Origin of the sequence: Streptomyces sp. NPDC050504 (assembly GCF_044458065.1) — a bacterium.
Classification (GTDB): domain Bacteria; phylum Actinomycetota; class Actinomycetes; order Streptomycetales; family Streptomycetaceae; genus Streptomyces.
Map to the genome: position 1 here is coordinate 163388 of NZ_JBITHO010000004.1, position 19974 is coordinate 183361.

Below are 19974 nucleotides of genomic sequence, written 5' to 3' on the forward strand. Positions count from 1 at the left end.
GTGGGCACGATTCTACGAGCCGGTGGGGCGGACCGGAGCGGGCGGCCCGGCCGCAGGCCGTTATCAGCCGGGGCGGGGCGCGGCGGCGTCCGGGTGCGGCCCCGCGTCCTTCGCGTACAGCGCGGTGACCGAGGCGGCCGCGCGGGCGATCTCGCGGCGGGCCTCCGGGGGCGCGACGACCTCCAGGCCTTCGCCGAGGGCGAGGAGCGAGCGCACGCCCTGGACGGTGGGGAAGGCGAGTTCGGCCTCCTGCCAGGCGGGGTCGTCGCCGGTCGGCTCGGGCGGGCCGGTGAGCTGGGGCGCGTAGATCCGCATCAGCAGGTCCACGCGGGAGGTGTGCACCCTGACGCGGACGCGGACGCCCGTCGGGCGGTCCTCGACCTGCCGCCGCAGCACCTCCCAGACGTCGGCCAGCTCCACGCCCGGCCTGCGGCGCACCGGGTCGCCGGTCGTCCCGGCGCGCTGGACGCGGTCGGCGCGGAAGAGGCGGGGGGTGCGGCGGCGGTCCGCGACGAGGTACCAGACGCCCGCCTTCACGACGAGGCCGTACGGGTCGACGGTGTACGTCCTCGGGGCCCCCGCCCCGCTGTGCCGGTAGCGCAGGCGCAGGCGGCGGTCGGTGAGGACGGCGTCCTGGAGTTCCGCGACGTCCACGGCGGGCGGCGGGGTCTTCGGGGCGCGCATCCAGCGCACCGGGTCGACCAGGATCCGGCGGCTGGTCTGCTCGGCGGCGGGGCGGTGCGGGGCGGGCAGCGCGGCCATCACCTTGCGGAGCGCGGAGCCCAGCGCCTCGTCCAGGCCGAGGGCGGCGTGGGTGCCCTCGGCGGCGAGGACGAAGAGGGCGCGGGCCTCGTCGGCGGTCAGGCCGGTGACGTCGGTGCGGAAGCCGGGGAGCAGGGAGATGCCGCCGTGCCGGCCGCGTTCGGCGTAGACGGGGACGCCCGCGGCGGAGAGTGCCTCGACGTCCCGGTAGATGGTGCGGACCGAGACTTCCAGGCGGGTGGCGAGGTCGGGGGCGGGGAGGCGGTGGTGGGTCTGGAGGAGCAGGAGGATGGAGAGCAGCCGGTCGGACTTCACGCCCCCAGGATGGCGTGCCTCCTCCTGGGACCGTCGGCCCGGGGCGTGCCCCGCTCTCGTGCGGTTCCCCCGCCCGCCGCGGGCGCGACGGCGCCCCCTAGCGCGGCGCCCTCGCCAGTTGCCTGGACTGGGCCACCAGGCGGTCCGTGCTGTCCCAGACCTCCGCGTCCTCCTCCAGGAACCCGCCCGCCAGGTTCCGCGTCGTGATCGCGACCCGCAGGGGGCCGGGAGCCGGGCGGCAGCGGACGTGCGTGGTCAGTTCGACCGTCGGCGTCCAGCCCTTCAGGCCCAGCTCGAAGCTGGTCGGCGGCAGCGCGTCCACCGTCAGCAGCAGGGACAGCGCGTCCGCGTCGCGCCCGTCCGCGAGGCCGAACCAGCCCCGCATCTCCCCCCTGCCGGACGGCGCGCCGACCGCCCAGCCGACCGTCGCCGGGTCCAGCTTGATGTTCAGGCGGTCGGTGATCGCCGACGAGCCGGGGATCGCCGCGGGCGCGGGCCCGTCCGCGGCGCCCAGGCACTGCTCGTACGGCGGGATCGCCGGCGGCAGGGCCGTCGTGCGGACCTCGTCCGTGAGCGCGTCCAGGTCGCCGTACGTCGCGAGCACCCGTATCCGCTCGACCTCGGTGCCGTCCTCCTCGTACTGGAGGAGCGACGCCTGCCCGGTCGAGACGGTCCGCCCGCTGCGCACGGTCTGGGTACGGATCACCGCGGGGCCCGGCACGGACGCCGTGAGGTAGTGCGCCGAGACCGAGAACGGATCGGCGTGCGGCAGCGCGTCGCCGAGCGCCCGCCCCAGCACCGCCAGCAGGTACCCGCCGTTCACGGCGTGGATGATCGTCCAGCCCGCCGAGAGCTCCGCGTCGTACACGCCCGGCTCGCCGGGGCGGGGGACGACCGCGGTGTCCCGGTCGAACTCGCTGTTGCCGATGGTTGCCTGTGTCGCCTGAGCCATGCGGGCACCGTACCCGAACGGGGTTACTGAGCGGTAGCTTCTTCGGTCTCCGACCTCGCCGACTTCCGGTTCCAGGCGCGCGGCGCCCGCCAGTGGAAGTGCATCGCGAGCAGCCGCAGCACGAACGCGGTGACCACCGCGAGCCCGCTGGTGAAGGCGTTCACCACGTCGAAGCGGATGAACAGCACCACCATCGCCGAGCCGACGATCGCCGGCACCGCGTACAGGTCGCGGTCCCAGCGCAGCAGCGAGGGCACCTCGTTCGCGAGGACGTCGCGCAGCACGCCGCCGCCGACCGCCGTCGCCAGGCCCAGCGTCGCCGACGCGGTGAGGCCGAGCCCGTAGTCGTACGCCTTGGTGGTGCCGGTCACGCAGAAGAGCCCGAGGCCAGCCGCGTCGAACACGTTGACCGCGTGCTGCGTCCGCTCCACCTCGGGGTGGAGGAAGAAGACGAGCACGGTGGCGAAGAGCGGGGTGATGAAGTAGCCGAGGTCCGTGAAGGCCGCGGGCGGCACCGCCCCGATGATCAGGTCGCGGAAGAGCCCCCCGCCCAGCGCCGTGACCTCTGCGAGTACCGCGATGCCGAAGACGTCGAAGTTCTTGCGTACGGCGAGCAGAGCACCGGAGATCGCGAAGACGAAGATCCCGATGAGGTCGAGCGCATGCTGGACGGAGGGCGTGAACAATTCATGGAGCACCGGACGATTGTGCCGGGTCTACTCCTTGGTGAGGTCCTTCCGGGTACCGCTGCCGCCGGAGTCCCCCTCGGCGGAGGAGTCGTCCGCGGCAGCGGATTCGTCCTCGGTCGAGGCGTCGTCGCCCTCGGCCGGGGTGTCGTCGGACGCTTCCGCCTTCGCGGGTGCCTCCGCGGCCTCGGGCGCCTCCGCCTCCTCGGACACGGACGCGCCGGGCAGCGTCACGATCTCCACCGCTTCCCGCGCCCCGGGCAGCGCCTTGTCGCTCGGCGCCTGGTCCTCGGCGTTCTCGGGGTGGTGGCACGCCACCTGGTGGCCGGTCTTCAGCGCGATCAGCGGCGGCTCCTGCGTCTTGCAGAGCTCCGTCGCCTTCCAGCACCGGGTGTGGAACCGGCAGCCGCTCGGCGGCGAGATCGGCGAGGGCACGTCGCCCTTGAGCAGGATGCGCTCGCTCTTCTGGCCGCGCCGCTTCGGGTCCGGCACCGGCACCGCGGACATCAGCGCCTTGGTGTACGGGTGCATGGGCGACTCGTACAGCGACTTGCGGTCCGCGAGCTCGACGATCTTGCCGAGGTACATGACCGCGATGCGGTCCGAGACGTGCCGGATCACCGAGAGGTCGTGCGCGATGATCACGTACGTGAGGCCCAGCTCGTCCTGGAGGTCGTCCAGCAGGTTGACCACCTGCGCCTGGATCGACACGTCGAGCGCCGAGACCGGCTCGTCCGCGACGACCATCTTCGGGTTCAGGGCGAGCGCGCGGGCGATGCCGATGCGCTGGCGCTGGCCGCCGGAGAACTCGTGCGGATAGCGGTTGTAGTGCTCGGGGTTGAGACCCACGAGCCCCATCAGCCGCTGGACCTCCTGCTTGACCCCGCCCTCGGGCGTGACGCCCTGGAGCCTGAAGGGGGCGCTGACGATCGTGCCGATGGTGTGGCGCGGGTTCAGCGAGGAGTACGGGTCCTGGAAGATCATCTGCACGTCGCGGCGCATCGGCCGCAGCTGCCCCATGGACAGGTGCGTGATGTCCTTCCCCTCGAACTCGACCTTTCCGCCGGTCGGTTCGAGCAGCCGGGTGATCAGCCGGCCCATGGTCGACTTGCCGCAGCCGGACTCGCCCACGACGCCCAGGGTCTCCCCCGCGCGCACGTCGAAGGAGATGCCGTCGACGGCCTTGACCGCGCCGGTCTGCCGCTGGAGCAGGCCCTTGCGGATCGGGAAGTGCTTCGTCAGGTTCTCGACCTTCAGGAGCACCTCCCCGGCGCCCGCCTCGTTGTCGCTGGCAGCCTCGCTCGCGGCCTTGTTCGCGGCTTTGCTCACTGCTTCGGCCTCACTCACAGCTTCGGCGCAATCTCTTCGGTCCAGATCCGGGTCCGCTCCTCGGCCGACATGTGGCACGCCGAGTAGTGGCCGCTGCTGACCTGGGTCAGCTCGGGACGGGTGGTGCGGGTGATGCCGTCCTTGGGGACGTCCGCGTACGGGCAGCGCGGGTTGAAGGCGCAGCCGGACGGGACGTTGATCAGGGACGGCGGCGAGCCCTTGACCGGGATGAGCCGCTCGGAGCCCTCGCGGTCGATGCGCGGCATCGAGGTCAGCAGGCCCCAGGTGTAGGGGTGCTGGGGCTCGTAGAAGACCTTCTCGGCGCTGCCGCGCTCGATGCACCGGCCGCCGTACATCACCAGGATGTCGTCGGCCATCTCGGCGACCACGCCCAGGTCGTGCGTGATCATGATGACCGCGGAGCCGAACTCCTTCTGGAGATCCCTGATCAGGTCGAGGATCTGCGCCTGCACGGTCACGTCGAGCGCGGTGGTCGGCTCGTCGGCGATCAGCAGCTCGGGGTTGTTGACCAGCGCCATCGCGATCATCGCGCGCTGGCGCATGCCGCCGGAGAACTCGTGCGGGTAGGAGTCGACGCGCTTGCCGGGCTCCGGGATGCCGACGCGGTCGAGCATCTCGATCGCACGGGTGCGGGCGACCTTCTTGGTGACCTTGTGGTGGACCCGGTACGCCTCCACGATCTGCGCGCCGACCGTGTAGTACGGGTGCATCGCGGAGAGCGGGTCCTGGAAGATCATGGCCATCTTCTGGCCGCGCAGCGCGCGCACGCGGTCGGCGGAGGCGCCGATCAGCTCCTCGCCGTCCAGCCAGACCTCACCGGAGATGTTGGCGTTCGGCGCGGTGCGGTGCAGGCCGAGGATGCCGAGCGAGGTGACCGACTTGCCGGAGCCCGACTCGCCGACGATGCCGAGCGTCTGGCCCGGCTTGACGTCGAAGCTGACGCCGTCGACCGACTTGACGAGGCCGTCGTCCGTCTTGAAGTGGATGCGCAGGTCGCGTACGGAGAGGAAGGCTTCCTCCGAGCCGGACCCGGACCGCTGCGCGGGCACGGGTTCGCCCACCGCCGCGTCCTTGGCCTTCTTGGAAACCTCGCTCACGAGTACCTCACCCTGGGGTCGATGGCGGCGTACACCAGGTCCACCAGCAGATTGCAGAAAACGATGAAGAACGCGGCGATCAGGGTCACGCCCATCACGACCGGCAGGTCGCTCTTCTGGACGCTGTCGATCGCGTAACGGCCGAGGCCGTTGAAGGAGAAGACCGTCTCGGTGAGGACGGCGCCGCCGATCAGGAGGCTGAAGTCCATGCCGAAGATGGTGACGAGCGGGGTGAGCGCGGAGCGCAGGCCGTGCTTGCCGATGACCTTGGCTTCCGTGAGGCCCTTCGCCCGCGCCGTGCGGATGTAGTCCTCGCCCATCGTCTCCAGCATTCCGGCCCTGGTGAGACGGGCGTAGAGCGCGGAGTAGAGGAAGGCGAGCGAGCACCAGGGGATCAGCAGGTTCCACGCCCACTCACCGGGGTTCTCGGTGAACGGCACGTAGTTGATGCCCTCGTCCCACACCGGCCATTGGACGGTGAAGACGCCCAGCGCCAGCATGCCGGTGAAGAAGATCGGGAGGGAGACGCCGGCGAGCGCGATGGCCATGAAGAAGCGGTCGAGGATGCTGCCGCGCTTCAGCGCCGAGACGATGCCGATGGCGATGCCGCTGATCAGCCAGATCACGGCGGCGCCGATGGCCAGCGAGAAGGTGACCGGGATGCGGTCGGTGATCTGCGGCCACACCTCGACGTGGTTCTTGAAGGAGTAGCCGAAGCACGGGGCGCTGCACTCGGAGGCGTCGGGGCCGAACTTGTAGGTCGTGCCCGTGACGATGTTGCGGATGAAGTCCCAGTACTGCTCGTAGAGCGGCTGGTCCAGGCCGAGGTTCTGCTTGACCGCCTGGATGGACTGGGGGTTGGCGTCCTTGCCCACGTACTGGGCCGCCAACTGGTCCATCGTCTGCCCGGCGAGCCGGGGGACTAGGAAGAAGATCGCGAAGGTGACTGCGCTGACGATCAACAGCAGCAGCACCGCGCCGAAGAGGCGTCGAATGATGTACGCAGCCACAGCTATCCGGCGTCGGCGCCCGCCGGGGTCCGGCCGGCTCCTTCATGAGGAGCGGCCGGACCACCGGCGAGCACCGATGCCATCACCTGCCTTTCGAAACTCTCGTTTTGCCCGGTCCCTCGATTACTTCGAGGAGCCCATCAGCAGGTAGTCGTACTGGCCGAGGTAGGCCTGGGTGACCGTGACGTTCGTCGCGGACTTCGGCCGGAAGAGCAGGTTCTTGCGGTAGATCAGCGGCACGGCGGTCGCCGTCTCCGCGATGAGCTTGTCGACCTCGCCCCAGCCCTTCTCACGGGCGGCGTCGTCGGTGTTGGCGATGCCCTTGTTCAGGCCCTCGTTGACCTTCGGGTCGTTGAGCTCCTGGACGTTGTTGCCGCCGGAGGGCTTGATGGCCGCGCCGTTGGCGATCTGGTCGAGGAAGCCGAAGCCGGTCGGCCAGTCGGCGCCCCACGCGGTCATGATCATGCCGAGCTTGTTGGCGTGCACGTAGCTCGGGTTGCCCGCGAAGTTCTGGAAGTACTTGCCGCCGGGGAAGGACTTGATCTCGACGTCAATGTTGATCTTCTTCAGCGACGCCTGGATGGCGGTCGCCGCGGCCATCTCGGCCGGGCGGTCGGCACGCGCCGAGAGGTTGGCCTTGAAGCCGTTCGGCTGGCCGCACTTCGTCAGCAGTTCCTTGGCCTTGGCGACGTCGCCCTTGTGGCCCTCGGTCTCGTACAGGTCGAACTTGGTGTAACCGGCGACGGACGGCGGGAGCAGCGTCGTGGCGACGTCACCCTTCGGGTCACCGCCCTGCGCGGCCTGGACCGAGGCCTTGTCGACGCCCCACTGGACGGCCTGGCGGCACTCCAGCTTGTCGAACGGCTTCACGTTCGGGTTCAGACCGATGTACGAGGTGGCGCCCGCGTACGGGTTGTCCGTCTGCGACTTGTACTTCTTCTGGGTCAGCACCTTGGCCTGGGTGGCCGGGGCGACACCGGTGCCGAAGCCGTCGACGGTGATGTTGTCGGCGAGCAGGTTGTTGTCGACCGTCTCCTGCTTGACCTTGAAGCGCAGGGTGACCTTGTCCGGCAGGGCCGGGCGGATCGGGTCGGTCTTGGCGTCCCAGTTGTCGTTGCGCACGAGTTCGGCCGACTGGCCTTCCTTGTACGACGAGAACTTGTACGGGCCGGAGGACACGATGCCCTTGACGTAGTCGGCGCCCTTGTCCTTGCCGCGCGGCACGGGGGCCGTCTGCGAGAAGGTCGCCAGGTAGTCGAAGTCCGCGAAGGCGTTCTTCAGCTTGAAGACGATGGTGTTGTCGTCCGGCGTCTCGATGGACGCGATGCCGGCCGGGTTCTTGTCCTTGTACGGACCCTTGTACTTGTCGCCGCCGATGAGGTGCGCCTTGAAGTACGTCGGGCCGTTGGACAGGGCCTCGGGCGCGAAGTTGGAACGCTCGACCGCGTACTTCACGTCCTTGGACGTGATGACGGTGCCGTCCTCGTACTTCAGACCCTTCTTGAGCTTGTAGGTCCAGGTCTTGGCGTCCGGGCTGGGCTGCCCCTTGGCCTCGGCGAGGTCGGGGACGACCTCCAGGCCGGCCTTGCCCGCGGCGGGCTTGAAGGACATCAGCGTACGGCTGTAGAGGCGCGAGACGTTCTGCACCCAGCCGTAGTAGGTGTTGCCCGGGTCGAGGGAGTCGGGCTCGTCCGACATCTCGATCTTGAGGGTGCCGCCCTTCGTGGTGGAAGGGTTGACGATGGAGTTCAGCGCGGCGTCGGTGGCGCCGGAGCCCCCCTTGCCGCCTTCGTCCTTGCTGTCGGAGCCACCACAGGCGGTGGCCGTCAGCCCCAGCACCACGGCCGTGGCGATGGCGGCCGTTGCTTTTCTAGTCTTCACCTGAGGTTGCCCCCTCAATCGTTGGTTGCGGCGCGGGAGTTGGCTGCACGCCGCGCACTACTTGCTGCGGGGGTCGAGCGCATCGCGCAGCCCGTCGCCCAGCAGGTTGAACGCCAGGACCGTAATGAAGATGGCCAGGCCCGGCACGATCATGTACTGCGGATCGGGCTCGTAGTACTCGACGGCGTTGGAGAGCATTCCGCCCCACGACGCCTGCGGCGGCGCGATTCCGACACCGAGGTAGCTGAGCGCCGCCTCGAAGAGGATGTTGGTGGGGATCAGCAGCGTCGCGTAGACGAGGATCGGCGCCACCAGGTTCGGGAGCAGTTCCCGGAAGAGGATGAAGGGACCGCGCGCTCCGAGCGACCTGGACGCCTCCACGAACTCGCGGTTGCGCAGGGTCATGGTCTGGGCGCGCACGATCCGGCCCATGTAGGGCCAGTTGAAGAAGCCGATCACGAAGATCAGGACGCTGATCCGCAGGGGCAGCCCGTCCAGGCCGAAGGCGCCGCTCTGCAGCGAGGCCGAGATCGAGATCGCGAAGAGCAGGAGCGGGAACGCCAGGAAGGTGTCCATGGTGCGGCTGATGACGGTGTCGACCCAGCCGCCGTAGAAGCCGGCGATGATGCCCATGATCACGCCGATGACCACCGAGAGCAGGGTGGCGCCGCCCGCGACGAGCAGCGAGACCCAGGAGCCCTCGATGATGCGGGTCATGATGTCGCGCCCGTACTGCGGGTCGACACCGAGCGGGTGGTCCCAGCTCATGCCGCCCCACTCGCCCTTGGGCGCCAGCAGCGCCGGGTCGACGAGGTCCTGGTTGAACGCGTTGGGGTCGAGTCCGAACCAGGCCTGGATGGGCTTGGAGAGGACCGCGAGCAGAATCAGCAGGAGGACGACGATTCCGCCGGCCATGGCCGCCTTGTCCCGCTTGAAGCGGGTCCAGGCGATCTGACCGAGCGAACGGCCCTCGATCTGGCTCTGTTTGGCCCCCGTGAGGACTGCCTCCGGCTGCGCCTCGGCAGCCGATCCGGTGGTCTCGATCGGTGCGGTCACAGTGCCTTTGACCCCTCTCGGCCGGCGGTGGCCGGCCCGTACTCGCCGCAGTGACGGCCTGGCTCGCTTTGGGTGGAACTCAACTGGAAGTCAACTGGGTCTGTCGTTACGGAAGATGCCCCGTGAAGTGCGAGAGAGCACTTGGCGCCCAGTTCGCACAAAGGGCCGACTGCCCGGTGTTAGCGGGGAGTCTTCAATGTGGCCGCGATCACCCGCCAGCCCCCCAGGGGAATGTTTGCTCAAACGTGATGAGGTCAGGCGCATTCCGTTATCCGGACGTCACTGAACGGGGTACGGACGCGGGGCAGTTGGGGCGGGAACCCCGCAACGTACGACATGTACATCACATCGCCACCAGATCCCGCAGAACCGGGCATTGCCGCCCTCAGGGGGCGTAGGCCGTGTCCCGTGCCGAAGCGGCGCTCCGCGCGACGCTCCCGTCGGCGATGCCCGCGGCGTAGTGGCAGGCGACCCGGTGGCCGCCGCCGACGTCCGCCAGGGGCGGGCGGTCCGTGGCGCAGCGGGTCTCCTGCTTCCAGGGGCAGCGGGTGTGGAAGCGGCAGCCCGCGGGCGGGTCCGCGGGCGACGGCAGGTCTCCGACCAGCAGGATCCGCTCCCTGGCGTCCTCGACGGCCGGGTCGGGGATCGGCACGGCCGACATCAGGGCGCGGGTGTACGGGTGCCTGGGCGCGGCGTACAGCGCGTCGCTCGGGGCCTCCTCCACCAGTGCCCCCAGGTACATCACGCCGATCACGTCCGAGATGTGGCGCACCACGGCCAGGTCGTGGGCGATCACCAGATAGGTCAGGCCCAGCGACTCCTGGAGCTCTTCGAGCAGGTTGACCACCTGGGCCTGGATGGAGACGTCCAGCGCCGAGACCGGCTCGTCGCAGATGATCACGTCGGGCTCCAGGACGAGGGCGCGGGCGATGCCGATGCGCTGGCGCTGGCCGCCGGAGAACTCGTGCGGGTAGCGGGAGAGCGAGGACGCGGGCAGCCCGACCCGGTCGAGCACCGCCAGGATGCGCTTCCTGCGCGCGGCGCGGTCGGCGCCGATGCCGTGCGCGGCCATGCCCTCGGCGAGGATCGACTCGACGTTCTGCCGGGGGTTGAGGCTGCCGAGCGGGTCCTGGAAGACCATCTGGAGGCGGCGGCGGAAGCGGCGCATCTCCTCGGCGGGCAGCGCGGCCAGATCCGTACCGTCCAGGACGACCTGGCCCGCCGTGATGTCGACCAGCCGCAGCACCGCCCGCCCCAGGGTCGTCTTGCCGCAGCCGGACTCCCCCACCAGGCCGTACGTCTGCCCGGCCGCGATGCTCAGCGAGACGCCGTCCACGGCGTGGACGTGTCCCACGGTGCGGTCGAAGAGGACGCCCTTCCTGACCGGGAAGTGCACCTTGACGTCGCGCAGTTCGAGCAGGCTCATGCGGTGGCCTCCTCGGCCTTCTCGGTGCCTTTGGCGGCGGGCGCCGCGGGCCGTACGGGGTGCGCGCAGCGCACCCGGTGGCCCGGCGCGAGCGGCTCGGTGAGCGGGAGGGCACCGGTCAGGCACTCCAGCTCGTAGGAGTCGCAGCGGGGCGCGAAGGCGCAGCCGTCGGCCCAGTCGATGCGGTCGTTGACGGAGCCCCTGACGGGAGTGAGCGGTTCGCCGCGCGGTGCGTCCAGGCGCGGGATCGAGCCGAGCAGGCCGTGGGCGTACGGATGGGCGGGGCGGGCGAACAGCTCGTGGCGCGCGGCGGACTCGACGACCTTGCCCGCGTACAGCACGTTGACCTGGTCGCAGAGGCCCGCGACGATCCCGAGGTCATGGGTGATCATCAGCAGGGCGGTGCCCTCCTCCGCGACCAGTTCCCCCAGCAGCTCCAGGATCTGCGCCTGGATGGTGACGTCCAGGGCGGTGGTCGGCTCGTCGGCGATCAGCAGGCCGGGGGCGCAGGCCACGGCCATCGCGATCAGGGCGCGCTGGCGCATGCCGCCCGACAGTTGGTGCGGATACTCCTTGAGGCGCCGGGTCGGATCCGGGATGCCGACCCGTTCCAGCAGGTGGGCGGCCTCCTTGCGGGCGGGCTCGCCCTTCAGGCCGCGGTGGCGGGAGAGGGTCTCGGTGACCTGGGTGCCGATGGGGACGACCGGGTTCAGCGAGGAGAGCGGGTCCTGGAAGACCATGGCCAGCCGGCGGCCGCGCAGGTCGCGCAGCTCCCCCTGGCCCATGGTCAGCAGGTTCGCGCCGTCGAGGTCGGCGCGGCCCCCGGTGCGCACCCCCCTGGCGGGCAGCAGTCCCATCAGGGCCAGCGAGGTCACGGACTTCCCGCAGCCCGACTCCCCCACCAGGCCCACGACCTGCCCCTGGTCCACGGCGAAGGAGACGCCGTCCACGGCCCGGGTGTCGGGGCGGCCGCGGGCGCCGCGGAAGGTGACGGTGAGATCGTCGACGGTCAGGAGCGGCACGACGGCATCAGCCTCTCAGCTTCGGGTCGAGTGCTTCCCGCATGGCCTCGCCGAGCAGGGTGAAGCCGAGGGCGACGACGACGATCCCGAGCGCCGGGTAGACCGACATCATGGGCGCGTTGTCGAAGAACCGCTGCGCCTGGGAGAGCATCACGCCCCATTCGGGGACGGCCGGGTCGGGGTTGCCCAGGCCCAGGTAGGACAGGGCGGCGGCCTCGATGATCGCGGTGGCGAGGTTGAGGGTCGCCTGGACGATCACCGGGCTCAGCGAGTTGGGCAGGATCTGGGTGAGGACGATGCGCCGTCTGCGCACCCCGAGCGCCTTGGCGGCCAGGACGTGGTCGCGGCCGCCCTGCGCGAGCATCGAGCCGCGCAGCAGCCGGGCGAAGACCGGCACGTTGACGACGCCGATGGCGATCATCACGGTGGTCAGCGACTGGCCGAGCACCGCCGCGACGGAGACCGCGAGGAGCAGCGAGGGCAGCGCCAGCATCATGTCGGTGATCCGCATGACCACCGAGTCGATCCGGCGGCCCGCCGCTCCGCCGAGGGTGGCCGCGGCCCCGGAGAGCGCCCCGACGAGCACCCCGGCCACGAGCCCGATGAGCATCGCGACGACGCCGACGAGCAGGGTCTGGCGGGCGCCGACCAGCAGCCGGGACAGCTCGTCGCGGCCGAGGTGGTCCAGGCCCAGCCAGTTCTCGCCGCGCGGCCCGACGAACTTCCCCTGGTTGGGGAAGACTTCGCCGCGCCAGGTCTGCGCGGTCGGGGCGTGCGGCGCGATCCACGGGCCGACGACCGCGAGGACCACGAAGACCGCGATCACCGCGGCCCCGATGAGCGCCGTCTTGCTGGTCCGCAGCCGGCGCAGCGCCTCGCGCCACAGCCCGGCGCCCTCCCCGGTCTCCTGGCGCGCGGTGAGTGCGGCGAGCCGGTCGATCTTCTCCGCTCTGGCTGTGGTCATCAGTGCACCCGCACTCTCGGGTCGATGAGGCTGTAGGCCAGGTCGACCAGCAGGTTGATCACGACGTAGAGCATCGCGATGAACATGATGAAGCCGACGAGGACGGGGTAGTCGCGGCCGTCGATGGCGGTGCGGATGAAGGAGCCGATGCCGCCGAAGGAGAACACCGACTCGGTGAGCACGGCCCCCGACAGCAGGCTCCCCGTCAGCAGCCCGACCGCGGTGATCACCGGCAGCAGCGCGTTGCGCAGCACGTGGCGGCCGCGCACCACGCGCCGCTGGAGGCCCTTGGACTCGGCGGTGCGCACGTAGTCCTCGCCGAGCACCTCCAGGACGCTGGCCCTGGTCATCCGGACGATCACGGCGAGCGGGATCGAGGAGAGCGTCACGGCGGGCAGCACCAGGTGGGTCAGCGCGTCCCAGGAGGCGTCGAACTCGCCGGTGAGGACGCCGTCGAGGACGGCGAAGCCGGTGACCTCGGTGGCGTCCAGGCCCGTCGACAGGCGCCCGTAGCTCGGGAAGATCCCCAGCTCGACGGCGAAGATCCCCTTGAGGATCAGGGCGAGGAAGAAGACCGGGACGCAGATCCCGATCAGCGAGGCGGAGACGGACGAGACGTCCAGCCAGCCGCCGCGCCTGCGGGCCGCGAAGTAGCCGAGCGGCACGCCGACGACGACGGCGATCAGCATCGCGGCGATGGAGAGTTCGGCGGTGGCCGGGAAGCGCAGCGCGAACTCGTCCCAGACGGGCTGGCCGGTCTGGGTGGAGGTGCCGAGGTCGAGCCGGACGATGCGCTTGAGGAAGCGGCCGTACTGCACGTACAGGGGCTCGTCCAGCCCCAACAGGCGGTTGATTCGCCGGACTTCGGCCTCGGTGGCGCGCTCGCCGAGGATCGCGGACGCGGGTCCGCCCGGCAGTTTGTTCAGCCACAGGAACAGCAGCAGGGACAGGCCGAACAGGGTCGGTACGAGCTGGAGGAGTCGTCGCAACGTGAGCCGCAGCACCCCGCGTGCCCCTTTCATGGGTACGAGTCCCGGCGGGCCCGCCCGTGGTGGGGCGGGCCCGCCGGCGGGCGCATGGCTACTTGAAGCTGGTCTCGGAGAAGTTCTCCTGCGTCAGCGGGGAGACCTTCGGCGGGTTGACGTTCTTGCCGAAGGCGATGGCGGGCGGCGACGAGGTGAGCGGCACGCCCGGCAGGTACTCCATGATCTTCTCGTTGGCCTTCCGGTACGCGGCGGTGCGCCCGGCCGGGTCGGCGACCTTGGAGCCCGCGGTCACCGCGTCGAAGACGGCCCGGTCCTTGAAGCCCCACTGGGTGTCGAACTGGGCGAACCAGGTGCCGATGAAGTTGTAGCCGTCGTTGAAGTCACCGGTCCAGCCGAGCATGTAGAGCGAGCAGGAGCCCGCCTCGGTGGCGTCGGTGTAGTCCGGGTTCCACTTCATGGGCTTCGGCGTGACCTTGATGCCCGCCTTCTCCAGGTCGGCCTTGAGCGACTCGAAGATGTCCTGCGGGGCGGGCATGTAGGGCCGGGTGACCTCGGTCGGGTAGCAGAAGTCGACCTTCAGGCCGCTCTCCCCCGCGCTCGCCAGCAGCGTCTTGGCCTTCGCCGTGTCGTGCGCGTACTTCTTCACGTTCGGGGAGTGTCCGGCGACGGTGTCCGGCATGAACTGCGTGGCGACCTTGCCGCCGTCGGGCAGCTGGGTCCTGACGATGTTCTCGCGGTCGACGGCGTGCGCGATGGCCTGCCGCACGGCGGGCTTGGCCAGCGCCTTGTTCTTCGACTGGGTCATGCCGAGGTAGAGCAGGTTGAAGACGTCCCGGGTCGGGACCTGGAAACCCGCGCCCTCCAGGGTCTTCACGTCGGCGGGCGCGACCAGGTCGTAGCCGTTGATGTCGCCCGCCTGGAGGGCCTGGCGGCGGCCGTCCTCGGTGTCGATGGTCCGGAAGACCAGCTTCTTGATCTTGGCCTTCTCGCCCCAGTAGCCGTCGAAGCGCTCCAGGGAGACTTCCTTGTTGCCCTTGTTCCACTTGGTGATCTTGTACGGTCCGGTCCCCGCGACGGTCCCGGCCTTCTGGCTGTACTCGGGGTACGTGATCGCGTCGCCCTTGGCGGTCGCCTCCTGCTTCTCGTACTCCTTGATCGCCTTCGGCGAGTGGATCGCGAGGGCCTGGAGGGAGAAGCCGCCGGGGAGGTTCGCGGAGGTCTCGCCGACCGTGATGACGGCGGTGTTCTCGTCCTTGGCCACGCAGGACTTGTAGTTGGGCTTCGGCGCTTCCTCGTCCTCGTTCTTCGCGAAGCCGCCGAGGACCGTCTGCCAGTAGTACGAGACCGCGCTGGACTGGTACGTGCCCTTCCAGTTGAACCAGTGGTCGTAATTGGCGCACACGGCGGCGGCGTTGAACGCCTCGCCGTCGTGGAACTTCACGCCCTTGCGGAGGTTGAACGTCCAGACCTTGCCCGTCTTGTCGCCGCTCCACGTCTCCGCGAGCGCGCCGGTCAGCTCGGAGCCGCCCGACTCGTGCTTCAGCAGCGCCTCGAAGGACTGCCGGGTGACGCGGAAGGTCTCGCCGTCGCTGGCGAGCGCGGGATCGAGGGAGGCCGGGTCGCCGGGCGAGGCGAAGACGAACGTGTCCCCGCCCTTGCCCTCCTCGCCGTCGGCCTTGTCCCTGTCGCTGGAGCAGCCGACCGCGACCACGGCGATCGCCACGGCAGCGGTGAGGCCCCGTAAGGAACGGGAGTTCGGTATGCGCATGGTCCACCCCAGAGTTCGGCTGTGCGTCCGAGTACTGCGTACGGTGGTGCGAGATGCGAGATCGGGAACTGGTGCCGAACCTTATGGTTCACCGCTGACCTTCGTGAACGGTCCGGATGGCGGCGATACCCAAATGAGACGTGGCCGCGCCCCGTCACCCCACCGGCGGGTAGCCGTACCCCATGCCGCCGCCACCGCCGCCGACGGGCGCGTGCGCCTCGCGCGAGTAGAACGCCCGCGCGTTCGCCCTCAGCCACATCGCCACCGGGTCGTACTCGTCCGACATGGCCACCGTCGACACCGGCAGCCCCTCGGGCACCGCCCCGATCGACTGCTGCATCATCGCCCGCACGGAGTCGACCGACGCCTGCCCCGTGTCGTACAGGTCCAGCCCGATCGCCAGGTACGGCGCGCCCAGCGCCGGCTGCACCCACGCGCGCCGCAGCGACCGCACCGCGGGCGTCCGGTGCGCGTTCTGCGCGAGCTGTGCGTAGAACTGCGGGATGTCGATCGAGGGCTCCCCGAGCCGCAGCGGCCCCGCGGGCATCCGGTCGAGCCCGAGCGCGATGCGCCGCAGGTCCAGCCAGGGAATCCCGACGCCGCCGCCCGGCGCGTGCGGATTGAGCCAGATCCCCCACCGATCGGGGAAGAGCGCACGGGCCACGTCACGCCCCGAGACCACCTCGTGCGCGCGGTTCCAGCCGGAGACCGAGAGCTCCTGGGCCGAGGTCACGCAGGGGGCGTAGCCGAGGCCCGCCACTTCCATGTTCCCGTACTGGGCCTCGGGCGACCCGGCCGTGCCGTGCCAGAGCAGCATCCAGATCTGGCCGTCCGCCAGGGCACCGAGCAGCGCCTCGTACGCGTCGTAGCGTCCGGGCGTCACCTGGCGCAGCATGTGCTCGACCTGCCCGGCCGCCGCGGTGCCTGACGCACTCACCCTGGGTCCCGCCCCTCTTCGATCCGCTTCGATCCGCTCGATCCGCCCGGCGGCTCGCTCGATCCGCCCTCGTGCACCGCCCGCCGGCCGGCCGCCCCCGGCGCGGCAGCGCTGCACACGCGTGCGGCCCGGTCATGAAACCAGCTTAAGCGGCGCCCCTGACACCGACTTGACGCGCCGGGCCGTACGTGGTGCCGGGATCAGGGGTGTCCGCGCTGCTCGCGGCTGTAGAAGGGCCGCACCCTCTCCCGCATCCAGTCGCTCACGGGGTCCTGCGCCACGTCCAGCAGGACGAGGTTGACCGGCCATTTCACGGAGACCCGCCCGAGCGCCCTGCCGAGCGCTTCCATCGGGGCGCCCCGGCCCGCGCCGTCCCAGGTGGAGAACTCGACGCCGACGAAGAGCACCGGGTCGCCGCCCTCGATCGAGGCGAGCGCGCGGCGGGCGGAGAGCACCACTTCGGTGGCGCCGAACTCCTCGCCCGCGACGGTCAGGAAGTCGACGGGGTCCTCCTGCCAGTCGGGCTCGAAGAGCCGGACCCGGCCGCCGGACGCGGGCCCGTCCAGCGCGGTGCGCCCGGCCCTGCACAGCTCGGCGACGGCGGGCGGCGGCAGCGGCATGCCGACCGCGCCGCCCGGGTTCACGGCGATGCCCAGCTGCGGCGGCAGCCCGCGGGCGAACTCCCTGGCGGGCGCGACCGTGAACGACATGTGGGCGCCCACGGCGGCCAGGAACTGCTGCTCGGAGCTGAAGACGGGGACGTACGGCAGGCCGTCCAGCTCCAGCGTGGGCAGGTCGAGGTCGCGGCTCTCGGTGCTGCCGCCCTTGGGCAGCGGCACCCACACCTGGCTGCGGCCGAGCACCTCGACGAGCCTGCTGCCCGCGCCGGGGACGCCGACGGAGGCGGCGAGCACCTCTTCCAGCTCGTTGACCGGCCAGGCCGGACTGCCGCTGTCGCCGTCGCTGCGGCTGTGGTCGAGTGGCTGGTCCACTTGCTCCCCTTCACGCCCCGTGTCCTGCGGCAGCACCCTAACGCCGCACGGGCCCCGGCCGCGCCCGGGACGGACCGGACCGCACCGCGCGGCACGGCCCTCACGCCTCCCGGAAGCCGACCCGCTTCAGCGCCCCCGCCGCGTCCCTGTCCAGCAGGACGGCCGAGGCGCAGCCCGCCGGGAGGACGCCGCGCTCGGCGTCCCGCACCAGGCGGCCCACCGCCCTGCGGTGCCGCGCGAAGGCGTACCCCGACACCCCGCGCCCGCGCTCGCGCTGGCCCGCGCGCGCGACGTCCGGCTCCACGTCGAGCAGCAGCAGGTGCAGCGCGCGGCCCCGGCGCGCGGCCGCGCGCGCCAGCCAGCGGCGCACCCACGCCTGCGTGCCGCAGTCGTGGACGACGACGCTCTCCCCCGAGCGCAGCGCCCGCCGCAGCCCCAGGTAGTGCGCGGCGCGCACCAGCGGGCGGTAGAGGGCGTACGGGAGCGGGCCGGGCAGCAGGGCGGCCCAGCGGTCCCTGGCGTCCTGGGAGTCGATCGCCCGCGCCGTCACGGTCCGCTTCATGAGGGTCGTCTTGCCGCTGCCGGGCAGTCCCGAGACGACCAGCACGTCCCCCGGGGCGAAGTCCAGCGCGCGCGGGCCGCGCCCCGCGCGGTCCCGCAGGTCCCGCACGACGGGCACGGGCACCGGCCCGCTCCCGGCCCGCGCCGCGCCCACGGGGACGCCTGCCGGGGCGCCGGGCTGCGCCGGTACGCCGCCGACCGGGACACCGCTCGTGGCGGCCCGAGCACGGGACTCTCGCAAGCTCATCGTCCTTCCCCCTGTCGGACAAGACACCCTTGCCCATGAAGTGTAAAGAACGGGTAATGCGTCACAACAGATTTGCCGCCCGGGACGGGCGTGCAATGATGTGCGCGCCAACTGCATACCGGCCGTTTGAACCCGCGCGGGAGAGTCCCGGCCAGCCACAGTGCGGCCGGGCGCCGAAGGAGCAAGTTCCTCCCTTGAATCTCTCAGGCCCCGTACCGCGCGGGTGAGGCAGATCTGAAAAGCGGGCCGCCGTTCCCACCGAACCGTGCGGTCCCACCCAAGGTGCAAGCCGGGACTCCCGGTGAACCTCTCAGGTTCCGATGACAGATGGGGAGGATCGTCCTCGCCAGTCATGCCCTGGGAGTCCCACACATGAGCAACGTCCCCCGTCTCACCGCCCTCGACGCGCTGCACCGCTCGCTGGGTGCGACCATGACCGACTTCGCGGGCTGGGACATGCCGCTGCGGTACGGCTCCGAGCGCGACGAGCACAACGCCGTACGGACCAGGGCCGGCCTCTTCGACCTCTCCCACATGGGTGAGATCGCGGTGATCGGCGCGCAGGCCGTCGACCTGCTGAACCACGCCCTCGTGGGCAACATCGGCTCCGTCGGCGTCGGCCGGGCGCGCTACACCATGATCTGTCGCGAGGACGGCGGCATCCTGGACGACCTGATCGTGTACCGGCTCGGCGAGCAGGAGTACATGGTCGTCGCCAACGCGGGCAACGCCCAGGTCGTGCTGGACGCGCTGACCGAGCGCGCCGCCGGGTTCGACGCCGAGGTGCGCGACGACCGCGACGCGTACGCGCTGATCGCCGTGCAGGGCCCCGAGTCCCCCGGCATCCTCAAGAAGGTCACGGACGCCGACCTGGACGGCCTGAAGTACTACGCGGGCCTGCCGGGCACCGTCGCCGGCGTCCAGGCCCTGATCGCGCGCACCGGCTACACCGGCGAGGACGGCTTCGAGCTGTTCGTCGCCCCGGCCGACGCCGAGAAGCTGTGGCAGGCGCTGACCGAGGCGGGCGCCGCCGAGGGCCTGGTCCCCTGCGGCCTCTCCTGCCGCGACACGCTGCGCCTGGAGGCGGGCATGCCGCTGTACGGGCACGAGCTGACCACCGCGCTCACCCCCTTCGACGCCGGTCTCGGCCGCGTCGTGAAGTTCGAGAAGACCTCCCACGGGGACGACTTCGTGGGCCACGACGCGCTGGTCGCGGCCGCCGAGCGCGCCGAGACCGCTCCCCCGCGCAAGCTGGTCGGCCTGATCGCCGAGGGCCGCCGGGTGCCCCGCGCGGGCTTCCAGGTCGTCGCCGACGGCAAGGTGATCGGCGAGGTCACCTCCGGCGCCCCGTCCCCGACGCTGGGCAAGCCGATCGCCATCGCGTACGTGGACGCCGAGCACGCCGCGCCGGGCACGGCGGGCGTGGGCATCGACATCAGGGGCACCCACGAGCCGTACGAGGTCGTGGCGCTGCCCTTCTACAAGCGGCAGAAGTGACGCGCAAGCGTCAGAAGTGACCCGCACCGCACTCTTCCCGTTCCCCAGCACAACCCCGCGTACAGGAGAATTCACCCCATGAGCAACCCCCAGCAGCTGCGTTACAGCAAGGAGCACGAGTGGCTGTCGGCCACCGAGGACGGTGTCGCGACGGTCGGCATCACGGAGTTCGCGGCCAACGCGCTCGGTGACGTCGTCTACGCCCAGCTCCCCGAGGTCGGCGACACGGTCACCGCGGGCGAGACCTGTGGCGAGCTGGAGTCGACGAAGTCGGTCAGCGACCTGTACTCCCCGGTCTCCGGCGAGGTCGTCGAGTCCAACCAGGACGTCGTGGACGACCCGTCCCTGGTGAACTCGGCCCCCTTCGAGGGCGGCTGGCTGTTCAAGGTCCGCGTCTCCGACGAGCCGGGCGACCTGCTCTCCGCGGACGAGTACACCGAGTTCTCCGGCAACTAAAGACCCTTA

Annotated in this window: 18 protein-coding genes and 1 riboswitch; of the genes, 2 read left to right on the plus strand and 16 right to left on the minus strand. The window is 70.8% G+C overall.

Features of this window, described 5'->3' with window-relative positions; all coding sequences use genetic code 11:
• Nucleotides 1-63 precede the first annotated feature (63 nt).
• The 16 genes from ACIBNE_RS16050 to ACIBNE_RS16125 form a co-directional block, all read right to left on the minus strand.
• Nucleotides 64-1077: a helix-turn-helix transcriptional regulator gene (locus tag ACIBNE_RS16050; RefSeq protein WP_399271842.1), complete on the minus strand. Its 1014-nt coding sequence runs from the start codon at nt 1075-1077 to the stop codon at nt 64-66.
• A gap of 97 nt (nt 1078-1174) precedes the next feature.
• The gene (locus ACIBNE_RS16055; RefSeq protein ID WP_399271844.1) at nt 1175-2029 is read right to left on the minus strand and encodes a thioesterase family protein; all 855 of its coding nucleotides are present in this window, start codon (nt 2027-2029) and stop codon (nt 1175-1177) included.
• A gap of 23 nt (nt 2030-2052) precedes the next feature.
• The gene (locus ACIBNE_RS16060; RefSeq protein WP_399271846.1) at nt 2053-2727 is read right to left on the minus strand and encodes a trimeric intracellular cation channel family protein; all 675 of its coding nucleotides are present in this window, start codon (nt 2725-2727) and stop codon (nt 2053-2055) included.
• 18 nt (nt 2728-2745) lie between these two features.
• The gene (locus ACIBNE_RS16065) at nt 2746-3978 is read right to left on the minus strand and encodes an ABC transporter ATP-binding protein (protein WP_399272928.1); all 1233 of its coding nucleotides are present in this window, start codon (nt 3976-3978) and stop codon (nt 2746-2748) included.
• Nucleotides 3979-4058: 80 nt separating this feature from the next.
• Complete coding sequence (locus ACIBNE_RS16070; protein WP_399271848.1) at nt 4059-5162, minus strand: ABC transporter ATP-binding protein; 1104 nt, start codon at nt 5160-5162, stop codon at nt 4059-4061.
• Nucleotides 5159-6172: an ABC transporter permease gene (locus ACIBNE_RS16075; RefSeq protein ID WP_399271850.1), complete on the minus strand. Its 1014-nt coding sequence runs from the start codon at nt 6170-6172 to the stop codon at nt 5159-5161. Before ACIBNE_RS16075 ends, ACIBNE_RS16070 begins: the two co-directional genes overlap by 4 nt.
• A gap of 123 nt (nt 6173-6295) precedes the next feature.
• Nucleotides 6296-8053 carry an ABC transporter substrate-binding protein gene (locus tag ACIBNE_RS16080; protein ID WP_399271852.1) on the minus strand — a complete coding sequence of 586 codons (1758 nt, stop codon included), beginning with the start codon at nt 8051-8053 and terminating at the stop codon, nt 6296-6298.
• 57 nt (nt 8054-8110) lie between these two features.
• Nucleotides 8111-9109, minus strand: coding sequence for an ABC transporter permease (locus tag ACIBNE_RS16085; RefSeq protein ID WP_399271854.1), 999 nt, complete (start codon nt 9107-9109; stop codon nt 8111-8113).
• Between the two features lie 385 nt (nt 9110-9494).
• A complete protein-coding gene (locus ACIBNE_RS16090) occupies nt 9495-10535 on the minus strand; it encodes an ABC transporter ATP-binding protein (RefSeq protein WP_399271856.1) in 1041 nt (346 codons plus the stop codon).
• Entirely contained in the window at nt 10532-11557 is a 1026-nt protein-coding gene (locus ACIBNE_RS16095) for an ABC transporter ATP-binding protein (RefSeq protein ID WP_399271857.1), read from the minus strand. The genes ACIBNE_RS16090 and ACIBNE_RS16095 overlap by 4 nt, the downstream gene beginning before the upstream one ends.
• A 7-nt stretch (nt 11558-11564) precedes the next feature.
• Nucleotides 11565-12521 carry an ABC transporter permease gene (locus tag ACIBNE_RS16100; protein WP_399271858.1) on the minus strand — a complete coding sequence of 319 codons (957 nt, stop codon included), beginning with the start codon at nt 12519-12521 and terminating at the stop codon, nt 11565-11567.
• Nucleotides 12521-13525, minus strand: a complete 1005-nt coding sequence (locus ACIBNE_RS16105; protein ID WP_399272930.1) for an ABC transporter permease — start codon at nt 13523-13525, stop codon at nt 12521-12523. The genes ACIBNE_RS16100 and ACIBNE_RS16105 overlap by 1 nt, the downstream gene beginning before the upstream one ends.
• A gap of 76 nt (nt 13526-13601) precedes the next feature.
• On the minus strand, nt 13602-15275 hold the full coding sequence (locus ACIBNE_RS16110; protein WP_399271860.1) for an ABC transporter substrate-binding protein: 1674 nt from the start codon (nt 15273-15275) through the stop codon (nt 13602-13604).
• Between the two features lie 154 nt (nt 15276-15429).
• Complete coding sequence (locus ACIBNE_RS16115; RefSeq protein ID WP_399271862.1) at nt 15430-16212, minus strand: enhanced serine sensitivity protein SseB C-terminal domain-containing protein; 783 nt, start codon at nt 16210-16212, stop codon at nt 15430-15432.
• Nucleotides 16213-16412: 200 nt separating this feature from the next.
• Nucleotides 16413-17204, minus strand: a complete 792-nt coding sequence (locus ACIBNE_RS16120) for an enhanced serine sensitivity protein SseB (RefSeq protein ID WP_399271864.1) — start codon at nt 17202-17204, stop codon at nt 16413-16415.
• Nucleotides 17205-17304: 100 nt separating this feature from the next.
• A complete protein-coding gene (locus ACIBNE_RS16125) occupies nt 17305-18012 on the minus strand; it encodes an AAA family ATPase (protein WP_399271866.1) in 708 nt (235 codons plus the stop codon).
• A gap of 127 nt (nt 18013-18139) precedes the next feature.
• Nucleotides 18140-18240, plus strand: a riboswitch (glycine riboswitch).
• A gap of 144 nt (nt 18241-18384) precedes the next feature.
• Between ACIBNE_RS16125 and gcvT the strand changes: the two genes are divergently transcribed.
• Nucleotides 18385-19509, plus strand: a complete 1125-nt coding sequence (gene gcvT / locus ACIBNE_RS16130; RefSeq protein ID WP_399271868.1) for a glycine cleavage system aminomethyltransferase GcvT — start codon at nt 18385-18387, stop codon at nt 19507-19509.
• Nucleotides 19510-19587: 78 nt separating this feature from the next.
• Nucleotides 19588-19965 carry a glycine cleavage system protein GcvH gene (gene gcvH, locus ACIBNE_RS16135; RefSeq protein WP_399271870.1) on the plus strand — a complete coding sequence of 126 codons (378 nt, stop codon included), beginning with the start codon at nt 19588-19590 and terminating at the stop codon, nt 19963-19965.
• Nucleotides 19966-19974 lie beyond the last annotated feature (9 nt).